Below are 11,434 nucleotides of genomic sequence, written 5' to 3' on the forward strand. Positions count from 1 at the left end.
AGACCGAATGTGCCATCCGGGAATAAAACCGACCCGCCGGCTGTCTTATAGCTGTCGGTCCCGGAATACGGTTACTGCAGGGTTCTTCAATGGCCGATCCAATCATCGCGCAACGCTTCGCGGCACTGGTCCTGCCGCACATGAATTCGGCCTTCAACGTCGCGCGTTGGCTGACGCATAACGACCAGGATGCCCAGGACGTGGTCCAGGAGGCCTACCTGCGCGCGTTCCGTTTTTTCGACGGGTTTCGCGGCGAGGATGCGCGCGCGTGGCTATTGAGCATCGTGCGCAACACCTTCTACACCTGGCATCAGCAGAACCGCGGGCACGCGTCGCAGACGTCGAGTTTCGAGGAAGACCTGCATAGCATTGAGGCGTGTGCCGCCGAATCCGACAGTAGTCCGGAAGCGATGTTGATCCGCAGTCAAAGTCAGAAGCGGGTGCACTACGCGCTGCGCGCCCTGCGGCTGGAGTACCGGGAGGTGATCGTGCTGCGCGAGCTGGAAGAGCTGTCGTACAAGGAAATCGCGACCATCGTGGGGATACCGATGGGTACGGTGATGTCTCGCCTCGGGCGCGGTCGCCAGCAACTCGCGGCGCTGCTCGCCCCGACGGATCGGGAGGCATGATGGATCACGAACACGCATTCGAATTACTGCCGGCCTATATCGATCAGGAACTGAGCCTGTCCGAGGCGCTCGCGTTCGAGCGGCATCTTGCGAGTTGCCAGGAATGCCAGCGCGTTTATGAGCAGCACCGTCAGGTGAGTGCGCAGCTCAAGCAGGCGGACTTGCGCGTGGATGCGCCGGCTGAACTGCTGAAGCGTATCGAAGCTGCGTTGCCGTTGCCCCGGTCGCTGCCCCGGCCGCGCTCGCTCTGGCAGAAGCTGGGCGACCGGGTTGGCGGATGGTTCGGCGGCGGTAGCTCGCCGGGTTGGGCGCCGGTCGGTGCGATGGTGTTGAGCGCGGTCGCGCTAACGTGGAGCGCGGGGCTCTATCTATCGGTGCCGTCGAGCGAGACGCGTCTGACCCAGGAACTCGTCGATAGCCATATTCGCTCGCTGCAGTTCGATCACCTGTCCGATGTGATTTCAACCGACAAGCACACGGTCAAGCCGTGGTTCGACGGCAAGCTCGACTATGCGCCGCCGGTGGTCGATCTCGTGCAGCAAGGGTATCCGTTGATCGGCGGGCGGCTCGATTACCTCGATGGGCGATCCGTTGCCGTGATGGTCTATCGCTACAAACTCCATCCGATCAATCTTTACGTCTGGCCGAGTAAAGATGCGGGCGCTGCGCCGCCGCGTATCGTCGAACGGCAAGGCTATCACCTCGCGCACTGGACGGGCGCAGGCATGAACTACTGGGCGATCACCGATGCCGGCGAAGCCGAGTTGAATGGCTTCGTTGCGGATCTGCTTGCGCATCCTGCGTCCTGAACGCGGAATAAAACCCACCACACGCCGGTCTACTTCACGAACCCGATCGAGCGGCCCGCAGGATGATCCTGCGGCTCACTGCTCGCATCGTCATCGTGAGGTCGCTATGCCGTCACATCCTCCTGTCGATCCGTCGCGCCGCGGCGCATTGAAATGCCTTGCCTTCGGTGGCGTGGGCACGTTGTTCGTTCTGGCCGGCGGTGTGCTTGCGCCAATCGATCTCGCGCTTGCCGCGAGCGAGAAGAGCACGTCAGTCGATTCAGGCGTTCCGCTGTTCCTGCAGATCAGCGACACGCATATCGGTTTTAACAAGGAAGCCAATCCCGACGTCGCGGGCACGCTCAAGCAGACCATCGATCTCGTCAACGCGATGCCCGTCAAACCCGCGCTGACGATCCACACCGGCGATATCACGCATCTGTCGAAGGCCGCCGAATTCGATCTTGCTGCGCAACTGCTGTCGGGCCTGAATATCACCGAGTTGCACACGGTGCCGGGCGAGCACGACGTGACCGATGGACCAGGCGCGGAATACTTCAGCCGCTTCGGCCAGGCATCGGACAACAAGGGCTATTACAGCTTCGATCATCAAGGCGTGCACTTCATCGCGCTCGTCAACGTGATGCACTTCAAGCCGAACGGTTTAGGCGGGCTCGGCGACGACCAGCTCGCGTGGCTGGAAAACGATCTGAAGGGACGCTCGTCGAGCACGCCGATCGTCGTCTTCGCGCACATGCCGATGTGGACGATCTACGAACCGTGGGGTTGGGGAACCGGTGATGCCGGCCAGGCGATGAGCTATCTGAAACGGTTCGGTTCGGTGACCGTTCTCAACGGCCATATCCACCAGATCGTGTCAAAAGTGGAAGGCAATATCACTTTCCATACCGCGCGTTCTACGGCCTATCCGCAACCGGCTGCGGGCGAAGGGCCGGGACCGATGCCGCTGACGGTGCCGGGCGATCGCCTGCCGCACATGCTCGGTGTGACGCGCATCAGCGTCGCAAGTCATCCGCTTGCGGCGACGCTCACCGATACGACACTCGTCTGAACGAGTCGATACGCTTACTCAGCCAGGACTTGCATCATGCCAACGATAATTTCTCGCCGTGCGTTTGTTACCGCTCTCGGCGCTGTGGTGTTCAGCGCTGCTTCCATGGGTGCTTCCATTTCCATTGCACAAGCCGCCGAGCCGAACGCGGTCGTCATCAAGAATTTCATGTTCATGCCGATGTCGCTGACCATCAAGGCGGGCTCGACGGTGACATGGAAAAATCTCGACGGCGAACCGCATACGGTCGTCAACGACAGCGGCTTGTTTCGCTCCAGCGCGCTCGATCAGAACGACACCTATCAATTCAAGTTCGACAAGCCCGGTACTTACAAGATATTTTGCGGCATCCATCCGAACATGAAGGCAACCATCACGGTGGAATAGGGTGTGTCATGCGCCGCTTTCGAGAACCTGTTCGACCTTGCCCAGACGAACCACCGTGACGCCCGGGCGCAATTGCCTGAGCGACGGCATCACGAGCATGCAGTTGTCGTAGGGTGTCAGCACGGGTTCGCCGTTCGACCAGCCGATCACAGTGCCGGCCTCCGGAAAGATTTCCAGCCCGGTGTACGGCGCGGCGAAACGAAAGTCCATGCTCGTGGCCACAACCGGCTGTGTCACGCGTACGACGCGCTGGGTGGCAGGTAGCGGAGCGATCCAGTCCGCCGGCAGGTCCGCTTCGTCGACGATGCCGGCCAGCAGCAAAAAGCGCGCGGAGGTGTCGCGTGCCACAGCGACGGCGCTCTGTTCCCAGTGCTGCCCGCATTCGATCAGCAACGCGTTCTTCGGACTGCCGGGTTCGCCGAACGCTTCGTAGTCGCGCATGCGGCGCCCCTCGGGGTGGCCCTCGTCGCAGATCACGGTGGCCGGCGTGCCGAGTCGCACCGCGAGGTCGCTGCCTTTTTGCAGCGGCCCCGCGACGATCAGCGGCGCGCTCTTCTCATGCATCGAGTGCAGATCGAGCAGGCTGTCGACCGTATCGACGAGCGGACGCAGCTGCCGCGCGCGGGTCAGCTCGCTGGACGTGCGCGACGTGTCGTCGAGCACTGCGGCAGTCCACACGCGGTTGAAATCCTGGTCGACGAAGCGCGCGGCATCGGGCTTCGCGGGATCGAAGCGGCGATACGCATCGACGTTCGCGAAGGCGAGCGTCAAGCGTCCGCGCCGCGGCCGCAATGCACGGCGCAGCAGTTCGTCGACCACGATCGCACCGCACACTTCGTTGCCGTGCGTCAGTGCGTTGATCATCACATGCGGTCCCGGTGCACCCGAGTCGAACGTGTGCGCGTAAGGGATGCCGGACGACGAGCGTTCATGCGCCGAAATATCGGGGAAGCCGACTTCGATGGGGTAATTGTCGATGCTCATTCGAGGTTGCCCTGGCACAGGTATTTGATCGAAAGATAATCGTCCAGGCCGTACTTCGAGCCCTCGCGTCCATAACCCGATTCCTTGACGCCGCCGAAGGGCGCAGCCTCGCTCGCCACAGCACCTTCATTGATGCCGACGATACCTGCTTCGAGCGCTCGCGATACCCGGTCGATACGCTTCAGGTTCTCGCTGAAGAAGTAAGCGGCGAGGCCAAACGGTGTGTCGTTCGCGGCCTTGACGGCTTGTGCTTCGTCGTCGAAGCGAAACAGCGGCACGATGGGGCCGAAGGTTTCTTCGTTGTTCAGCTGCATGTCGGCTGTCGCATCTGCCAGTACCGTCGGTGCGTAATAGCGCGGCCCGAGTTCCGGCAGACGCTTGCCGCCGGCCAGCACGCGGGCGCCGTGCGACACGGCATCGTCGACGTGGCGGGCGATCTTGTCGAGCGCGCGGACATTGATCATCGGACCGATCTGGGCGGCGGGGTCGGTGGCGGGGGCGACCTTCAGTGCGGCGACGCGTTGTGCCAGCAGCTCGGCGAAACGATCGTACACGCCCGCCTGCACATACACACGGTTCGGGCAGACGCAGGTCTGTCCGCCGTTGCGGAACTTGGCCGCGAGCAGGCCGCTGACAGCGGCATCGAGGTCGGCGTCGTCGAACACGATGAACGGCGCATTGCCGCCGAGTTCCAGTGACAGTTTCTTCAGCGTATCCGCCGATTCGCGCGCGAGGTACTTGCCGACCTGGGTCGACCCGGTGAAAGTGATCTTGCGTACACGTGCGTCGTGGAGCCAGTCCGCGACCGCGCCGACCGCGTGATCGCGCGATGCCGTGATCAGGTTGAGCACACCCGTCGGCACGCCGGCTTCGTGCGCTAGCAGGACCAGTGCGGAGGCGGTCAACGGGGTGTCTTCGGCGGGCTTGGCGATCACGGTGCAGCCGGCGGCGAGCGCCGGGGCGATCTTGCGCGCGATCATCGCGAGCGGGAAATTCCACGGCGTGATCGCGGCCACGATGCCGATCGGTTCCTTGATCGCCGACATCCGTTTGCCGTGCTGCTGCTGCGGAATCAGGTCGCCGTAGATGCGCGTCGCTTCGTCCGCGAACCACGCCACGTACGACGCGCCGTACGCGATTTCGCCGCGGCCTTCGGCGAGCGGCTTGCCCTGTTCTAGCGAGATCAGCGCGCCGAGCGCGTCCTGATTGTCGACGATCAGCGCATGCCAGCGCTGCAGCACGGCCGCGCGATCTTTAGGTAGCGCGGCACGCCACGCCGGAAAGGCGCGCGCGGCGGCATCGGTGGCGGCGCGGGCATCGGCGGGGCTGCTGTCGGCGACCTCGGCAATCGTGTTGCCGGTGGCCGGGTCGGTGACCGCAAAGCGTGCGCCGTCCTGCGCGGGCGTCCAGCGTCCGTCGATGAAGTTGTCGAAGCGGATCAGCTCGCTCAGTTCGAATCTGCGCGCCATGCGTTGCTCCTTCGGCCTAAGCCAGTTTCGCCGCGATCGCCTGACCGACATCCGTCGTGCTTGCTTTGCCGCCGAGGTCGCCGGTATGCGGTCCTTCGATCAACGTCGCTTCGATGGCCGCCAGAATCGCGTCGTGAGCCTCGCGCTCCTTGCCCGTGTGATTGCCGAGAAAGTCGAGCATCATCGCCGCGGACCAGATCATCGCGATTGGATTCGCGATGTTCTTGCCCGCGATATCGGGCGCCGATCCATGCACGGGCTCGAACAGCGAAGGAAACTTGCGATCCGGATTCATGTTGGCCGACGGCGCCAGCCCGATCGTGCCGGTACAGGCCGGGCCGAGATCCGACAGGATGTCGCCGAACAGGTTGGTCGCCACGACGACGTCGAAGCGATCGGGGTTCAGCACGAAACGCGCGCAGAGAATATCGATGTGCTGCTTGTCCCACGTTACGTCGGGATACTGTGCGGCGATACCGGCCGCACACTTGTCCCACCACGGCATGCTGATGGCGATGCCGTTGCTCTTCGTTGCAACGGTGATCTTCTTGCGTTCGCGCCGTTGAGCGAGATCGAAGGCGAACTTCAGCACGCGCTCGCTGCCGTGCCGCGTGAAGATCGATTCCTGCAGTACGAATTCGCGCTCGGTGCCTTCGAACATCACGCCGCCCACCGACGAATATTCGCCTTCGGTGTTTTCGCGCACGATCCAGAAGTCGATGTCGCCGGCCTTGCGGCCCGCGAGCGGCGAAGGAACGCCAGCGAAAAGGCGCGCAGGCCGCAGGTTGATGTACTGATCGAATTCGCGGCGGAACTTGAGCAGCGAGCCCCACAGCGAGATGTGGTCGGGCACCGTGTCGGGCCAGCCGACTGCGCCGAACAGGATCGCATCGGCGGATTGCAGCTGGGCCTTCCAGTCGTCCGGCATCATCTGGCCGTGCTTCGCGTAGTACGCGCAGCTCGCCCACTCGATGTGCCGGTATTCGAAGTCGATGCCGAAACGCTTGCCTACGGCGTCCAGTGTTCTGAGCGCTTCGGGCATCACTTCGACACCGATGCCGTCGCCGGGGATCACCGCAATCTGGTACTTGTTCGCCATGTTCCTGCTCCTCCATGAGTCTTCGATGGTGTGACAGTGGCTAGTCTATTCCTTCTGTTTGATCTTAAAATGGCGGCTTCAGTTAAGTCACTGTGCACGAATCGTGTACAAAGAGATCCGCCATGAATGCCGTCCCGTCACCCGATCTCGGCGATTTGCGCGTGTTTTGCGAAGTGGCGCGCAAATCGAGTTTTAGCGCGGCAGCCGAGGCGTTGTCGGTGTCGGCGGCGTACGTCAGCAAGCGAATCAACGTGCTCGAGGCTACGCTCGGCACACGGCTGCTGCATCGCTCGACGCGCCGCGTCGCGATCACCGAAGCCGGCGAACGCGTCTACGCATGGGCGGAAAAGATACTCGACGACGTCGAGCAGCTCGTCGAGGACGTGTCCACCACGCGGCGCATTCCGGCCGGCAAGCTGCGTATATCGAGCAGTTTCGGTTTCGGCAGGCGGTTCGTCGCGCCCGCGCTGGCCCGTTTCTCGGAGCAGTTCCCGCAGCTCAATGTGAGGCTCGATCTGTTCGACCGGCTTGTTGACGTAGGCGGTGAAGGCTTCGACCTCGATATCCGGATCGGCGACGACATCGCGTCGCATCTGATCGCGAAGCGGCTCGCGTCGAATCACCGCGTATTGTGCGCGTCGCCCGATTATCTGGCGCAGCACGGTGCGCCGAAACAGCTGGCCGATCTGTCGTCGCATGCGTGCCTCGCGATCAAGGAACGCGATCATCCGTTCGGTCTCTGGCGTTTGACAGTGCGCGGCGATGTGACATCGGTCAAGGTCACCGGGCCGCTGTCGACGAATCACGGCGAGGTGGCCGTGCAATGGGCACTGGCGGGGCGTGGCATCGTGCTGCGCTCGATGTGGGATGTGTGGCCGCTGCTCGAGAGCGGCCAGTTGCAGCAGGTGCTGCCCGACGTCACGCAACCGGCGAACCTGTGGGCGGTGTATCCGGCGCGGCTCGCGCAGTCGGCGAAGGTACGGGTGTGTGTCGATTTTCTGAGCGAGGAGTTTGCGCAGCCGCGCTAGTTGTGATGCTGCGAGAACAGCGTTTCGAGCGGGTAGTGATTCTTCACGAACGGCGACTTGATGATCACGTAGCTGAAGTACTTCTCGATCCCGATGTCGCGTTCCAGCAGGCCTTCCACGATGCTCTGATAGTGGCTCACGCTACGCGTCACGAACTTCAGCAGATAGTCGTAGCCGCCGCTTGCCAGGTGGCACTCGACGATCTCGTCGACATCGCGGATCGCCGCCACAAACTTGATGAAATCTTCGCGCCGGTGATCGGCGAGCGTCACTTCGGTAAACACGATCTGCACGTCGCCGAGCTTTTCGAGCTGGATCTGCGCACCGTACCCGATGATGTAGCCGGCCTTTTCGAGGCGCTTGACCCGGATCAGGCACGGACTGGGCGAAAGGCCGACCGCATCGGCAAGCTCGACGTTCGTGATGCGGCCTTTCTTCTGCAACTGGGAAAGTATCCGCAGATCAATTCGATCAAGCTTGCTGTCGCTGATCATCGTGACTTTATCGCTCCGGCGATTGGGGAATGGTGCTCGAAAGACGCTCTACTCTAGCACGCAGCGATAGCGCTTTTGCGCTTCACGGCAGCCCCGACATCGGCTTGTGCGAGAACGTCGTCGAGGGTTTTTTCGAGGCGCTCGAACAGCAGGTCGAATTCGGCTTCGGTGTACGACAGCGCGGGTGCGAAACCGAGAATGTTGTCGCCGAACGCGCGGAACACGAGGCGGTTTTGATACGCGGCCGCGGCGATCCGCTCGGACAGCTTCAGGGCGGGATCGAAGCCGGCCTTGCTGTTCTTGTCGGCGACGAGTTCGAGCGCCCCCAGCAGGCCGCGATGCCGCGCATCGCCGACGAGCGGATGCTCGAGCAGCGCGTCCAGCCCCTGTGCGAAGCGCGGAGCGCGTGCCACGCCGTTCGCGAGCACACCGCCCTCGTGATACAGCCGCAGCACTTCGAGACCGATCGCCGCACTGACCGGATGCGCCGAATACGTATGGCCGTGACCGACGATCGCCTCGGTATCGTGCCCCGCGATCCCCTGGTAGACCTCGTCCGACATCAGTACGGCACCCATCGGCGCATAGCCGGCGGTCAACCCCTTCGCCACGGTCATCAGATCGGGTTCGACCTGTTCGCCCTGACACGCAAACAGCGGACCGGTGCGCCCGAACCCGGTGATCACTTCGTCGGCGACGAACAGGATGTCGAGCCGGCGGCAGGCGTCGCGCATCGCTTTCAGCCAGCCGACCGGCGGCACGATCACGCCGCCGGAACCCTGGATGGGCTCGCAGAAAAACGCGGCGACGTGGTCCGTGCCGAGCGCGGCGACCTTTGCTTCGAGTGCGGCGACCGATGCGGCGATCAACGCGGCGTCGTCGGGGAAGTCGCTGCGGTACGCGTACGGCGACGGCAGATGATGCTGGTTCGGCAGCGGCAGATCGAAGTGGCGGTGAAACGCTGGCAGCGCGGTGAGCCCCGCTCCCATCGTCGATGAGCCGTGATAACCGCGTTGCAGCGCGATGACGTGTTTCTTCGAAGGCCGGCCGGTTGCATTGAAGTAGTGGGTGATGAAGCGCAGTGCGGAGTCGATTGCGTCCGAGCCGCCCAGAGTGAAATACACGTGCTGCAGCGAAGCGGGCGACACGGCGACGAGCTGTTGCGCCAGTTCGATGGCGGGGGCCGAGCCGAAGTGGAAATAGCCGGTCGCGTAGGGCAGTTTCTTCATCTGCGCGGTCGCGGCGTCGACGATACTCTGCTGGCCGTAACCGACGTTGACGCACCACAGGCCGGAGAATGCATCGAGCAGTTCGTTGCCGGCCGCGTCGCGCAGAAACGCGCCATTGGCGGATTCGAGGACGGTGACGCCGCGGGCTTCGTGCGCGCGATAGTTGATGACCGGGTGAATCAGATGCTTGCGGTCGGCTTCGATGAGCGATTGAATCGACATGGTGAGTTTTCTCGTCGCAAAGGGGCTGTAGACCATCCGATACTACTGACCCACGACGATCGCGCGATGCCTTAAACCATCGCCCGAAAAGTGCGCGCGACGTTTTTTTCGGCACCTGTCCGGCATTTTCTGCTGACCACCCGCAAACACGGCGACAGGAAATCGCCTAGTACCCTTGCGTCCGGTCGATCTCGCCGAGCATCGGCAGGCCTTCGCGATGCCGGCGCAGATTCTCCAGCACGACTTCGACGGCGGTGTCGGGCCGCGTCGCGCTGGCGATATGCGGCGTGATCCGCACGCGCGGATGCGTCCATAGCGGGTGGCCGGCAGGTAGCGGCTCGGGGTCCGTCACGTCGAGGATTGCGTGCTGCAACTGGCCGCTGTCCAGCGCCGCGAGCAGGTCCTGCTGCCGCAGGTGCGGGCCGCGCCCGGTCTGGATCAGCGACGCGCCACGCGGCAGCCGCGCGAACAGGGCCGCGTCGAGCAGGCCGCGGGTCGCGTCGGTGAGCGGCACGAGGCAAATGAGAATATCGGTGCGGGCAAGAAAGGCATCGAGTGCAGCCTCACCCGCATAGCACTCGACTCCTTCGAGGGTGCGGACCGAACGGCTCCAGCCCGCACACGCGAAACCGAACAGACGTAGCCGCTCCAGCACCGCTGTGCCCAGCACGCCGAGTCCGAGCACACCGATCCGCCGCTGCGCCGCCGGCAACTGCGTCCGCTCGCGCCAGATCTGCTGTTGTTGCTGAAGCGCGTAATCGAACAGGTCGCGGTGCAGGGTCAGCACCGCCTGCGTGACGTATTCCACCATCCCTTCGACGATACCTGGCTCGATCATGCGCACGACCGGCACATGCGTCGGCACGTGCGACAGGTCGAACTGATCGATGCCCGCGCCGACCGAAAATATCGCTTCGAGATTGGGCAGCGTGCGCGTCAGGTTGTCGGGTGGCTGCCAGGCGGCGAGGTAGCGGATCTCAGTAGGGTCGCCGAGATCGGGCCAGACGCGAAACCGCAGGTCCGGCGCCTTACGCGCGAACAGCGCGGCCCATTGCGCGCCGCGCTCGGGGTCGCCCTTGTAGAGAAACGTCATGGTCAGAAGATCGCCTGGTTGACGATGCCGAACTGCCGGCAATCGTCATCCTCTGCATCGCTTACGTCGCCGCGTTGTGCCGGGCGCACCATTTTCACAGAGGTATCCACGCGCGGCAGGCCCATCCGTTCCAGCCACGCGGTCAACCCGCTTCCGCCGGGTGTGTCGATGCGCACGAATACGCCTTCATTGAGCGCGAGCCAATGACTGATCAACGCCTTGGCGCGGCGCTCGTCGGGGGCCGCGGGCGCGACCACCGGTCCGATCGCGAAGCCGCGGCCGAAGCGGCGGAACAGGGCGAAGCCGACCAGTTCGCCGTCGCGATCGAGCGCGATGCCGTCGGCGGCGGTGAGCAGTGCGGGCAGAACGACGCTGCGGTCGAGCCCGCTCGCGCGCGATGCAAGTTCGACGAGGCGTGCCGTATCGCTCGATCCGAGCGGGCGCAGACGCTCGCCCGGCGGCAGCGATACGAGCGGCGGCTGGAACGCCGCGCCCTGATGCTGGTCGAGCGTACCGGTCGCGTGAAAGCCGAGCTTTTCATAAAGTGGGCGGCCGGCTGTCGTGGCATGCAGAAACGTCACGCGACCGCCGAGCGCTTCGAGTACGCGCTCCATCAGTTGCCTGCCGATACCGCGCCCCTGGTGCGCGGGCGACACGATCACCATCCCGAGCGAGGCCCGGTCCGCGCCAAATTTCCAGCACAGCGCGGTGCCGATTACACCGCTCGTGTCTTGCGCCACGAAACCAATGCCGAGATGCGCGACGAATTTCCAGTCGTCCGCGCGGTGCGGCCATTTCAGTTCGACTGTCAGCGCGTGGGCTGCCGGGATGTCGTCGTCAGTGAAGCGTCTGTAGGTGATTGGATCGGACACGCCGAACTCCCTCGATGGCTAGAAGCTACCCGTGACTGTGTCATCCGCCGTGTAGCGTGACTAGGACG

The 11,434-nt window shown here is 63.6% G+C and carries 12 protein-coding genes; 5 read left to right on the top strand and 7 right to left on the bottom strand.

Annotation, left to right across the window (positions count from 1 at the left end; genetic code table 11):
* The first annotated feature begins 89 nt into the window (after positions 1-89).
* From M0D65_RS20400 to M0D65_RS20415, 4 genes are all read left to right on the top strand, one after another.
* Complete coding sequence (locus M0D65_RS20400; protein WP_266254289.1) at positions 90-629, top strand: sigma-70 family RNA polymerase sigma factor; 540 nt, start codon at positions 90-92, stop codon at positions 627-629.
* A complete protein-coding gene (locus M0D65_RS20405) occupies positions 626-1,438 on the top strand; it encodes an anti-sigma factor (protein ID WP_266254290.1) in 813 nt (270 codons plus the stop codon). Before M0D65_RS20400 ends, M0D65_RS20405 begins: the two co-directional genes overlap by 4 nt.
* A gap of 106 nt (positions 1,439-1,544) precedes the next feature.
* Positions 1,545-2,489, top strand: coding sequence for a metallophosphoesterase (locus M0D65_RS20410; RefSeq protein ID WP_266254291.1), 945 nt, complete (start codon positions 1,545-1,547; stop codon positions 2,487-2,489).
* 36 nt (positions 2,490-2,525) lie between these two features.
* The gene (locus tag M0D65_RS20415; protein WP_266254292.1) at positions 2,526-2,876 is read left to right on the top strand and encodes a cupredoxin family copper-binding protein; all 351 of its coding nucleotides are present in this window, start codon (positions 2,526-2,528) and stop codon (positions 2,874-2,876) included.
* A gap of 6 nt (positions 2,877-2,882) precedes the next feature.
* On the opposite strand, the gene M0D65_RS20420 is transcribed toward M0D65_RS20415, so the two are convergent.
* Genes M0D65_RS20420 through M0D65_RS20430 form a run of 3 tightly spaced genes read right to left on the bottom strand, consistent with a single transcriptional unit; the run spans position 2,883 to position 6,428 of the window.
* The gene (locus M0D65_RS20420; RefSeq protein ID WP_266254293.1) at positions 2,883-3,860 is read right to left on the bottom strand and encodes a succinylglutamate desuccinylase/aspartoacylase family protein; all 978 of its coding nucleotides are present in this window, start codon (positions 3,858-3,860) and stop codon (positions 2,883-2,885) included.
* Complete coding sequence (locus M0D65_RS20425; protein ID WP_266254294.1) at positions 3,857-5,329, bottom strand: NAD-dependent succinate-semialdehyde dehydrogenase; 1,473 nt, start codon at positions 5,327-5,329, stop codon at positions 3,857-3,859. Before M0D65_RS20425 ends, M0D65_RS20420 begins: the two co-directional genes overlap by 4 nt.
* 16 nt (positions 5,330-5,345) lie before the next feature.
* On the bottom strand, positions 5,346-6,428 hold the full coding sequence (locus M0D65_RS20430) for a tartrate dehydrogenase (protein WP_266254295.1): 1,083 nt from the start codon (positions 6,426-6,428) through the stop codon (positions 5,346-5,348).
* Between the two features lie 122 nt (positions 6,429-6,550).
* Between M0D65_RS20430 and M0D65_RS20435 the strand changes: the two genes are divergently transcribed.
* Entirely contained in the window at positions 6,551-7,456 is a 906-nt protein-coding gene (locus M0D65_RS20435) for a LysR substrate-binding domain-containing protein (RefSeq protein ID WP_266254296.1), read from the top strand.
* Here the strand turns inward: M0D65_RS20435 and M0D65_RS20440 are convergent.
* The 4 genes from M0D65_RS20440 to M0D65_RS20455 form a co-directional block, all read right to left on the bottom strand.
* On the bottom strand, positions 7,453-7,950 hold the full coding sequence (locus tag M0D65_RS20440) for an Lrp/AsnC family transcriptional regulator (protein WP_266254297.1): 498 nt from the start codon (positions 7,948-7,950) through the stop codon (positions 7,453-7,455). The genes M0D65_RS20435 and M0D65_RS20440 overlap by 4 nt on opposite strands.
* A gap of 53 nt (positions 7,951-8,003) precedes the next feature.
* Complete coding sequence (locus M0D65_RS20445) at positions 8,004-9,401, bottom strand: aspartate aminotransferase family protein (protein ID WP_266254298.1); 1,398 nt, start codon at positions 9,399-9,401, stop codon at positions 8,004-8,006.
* A gap of 166 nt (positions 9,402-9,567) precedes the next feature.
* Complete coding sequence (locus M0D65_RS20450; protein ID WP_266254299.1) at positions 9,568-10,494, bottom strand: glyoxylate/hydroxypyruvate reductase A; 927 nt, start codon at positions 10,492-10,494, stop codon at positions 9,568-9,570.
* Positions 10,495-10,496: 2 nt separating this feature from the next.
* Positions 10,497-11,366, bottom strand: coding sequence for a GNAT family N-acetyltransferase (locus tag M0D65_RS20455; protein ID WP_266254300.1), 870 nt, complete (start codon positions 11,364-11,366; stop codon positions 10,497-10,499).
* Between the last annotated feature and the right edge of the window lie 68 nt (positions 11,367-11,434).

Origin of the sequence: Paraburkholderia sp. CHISQ3 (assembly GCF_030464945.1) — a bacterium.
In the GTDB taxonomy this organism is placed as follows: domain Bacteria; phylum Pseudomonadota; class Gammaproteobacteria; order Burkholderiales; family Burkholderiaceae; genus Paraburkholderia; species Paraburkholderia megapolitana.

Excerpts from the sequence above, each read along its gene's own strand:
- M0D65_RS20425 (WP_266254294.1), bottom strand. The coding sequence starts at position 5,329 with ATGGCGCGCAGATTCGAACTGAGCGAGCTGATCCGCTTCGACAACTTC.
- M0D65_RS20440 (WP_266254297.1), bottom strand. The coding sequence starts at position 7,950 with ATGATCAGCGACAGCAAGCTTGATCGAATTGATCTGCGGATACTTTCC.
- M0D65_RS20450 (WP_266254299.1), bottom strand. The coding sequence starts at position 10,494 with ATGACGTTTCTCTACAAGGGCGACCCCGAGCGCGGCGCGCAATGGGCC.
- M0D65_RS20435 (WP_266254296.1), top strand. The coding sequence starts at position 6,551 with ATGAATGCCGTCCCGTCACCCGATCTCGGCGATTTGCGCGTGTTTTGC.
- M0D65_RS20415 (WP_266254292.1), top strand. The coding sequence starts at position 2,526 with ATGCCAACGATAATTTCTCGCCGTGCGTTTGTTACCGCTCTCGGCGCT.
- M0D65_RS20430 (WP_266254295.1), bottom strand. The coding sequence starts at position 6,428 with ATGGCGAACAAGTACCAGATTGCGGTGATCCCCGGCGACGGCATCGGT.
- M0D65_RS20445 (WP_266254298.1), bottom strand. The coding sequence starts at position 9,401 with ATGTCGATTCAATCGCTCATCGAAGCCGACCGCAAGCATCTGATTCAC.
- M0D65_RS20405 (WP_266254290.1), top strand. The coding sequence starts at position 626 with ATGATGGATCACGAACACGCATTCGAATTACTGCCGGCCTATATCGAT.
- M0D65_RS20420 (WP_266254293.1), bottom strand. The coding sequence starts at position 3,860 with ATGAGCATCGACAATTACCCCATCGAAGTCGGCTTCCCCGATATTTCG.
- M0D65_RS20410 (WP_266254291.1), top strand. The coding sequence starts at position 1,545 with ATGCCGTCACATCCTCCTGTCGATCCGTCGCGCCGCGGCGCATTGAAA.
- M0D65_RS20400 (WP_266254289.1), top strand. The coding sequence starts at position 90 with ATGGCCGATCCAATCATCGCGCAACGCTTCGCGGCACTGGTCCTGCCG.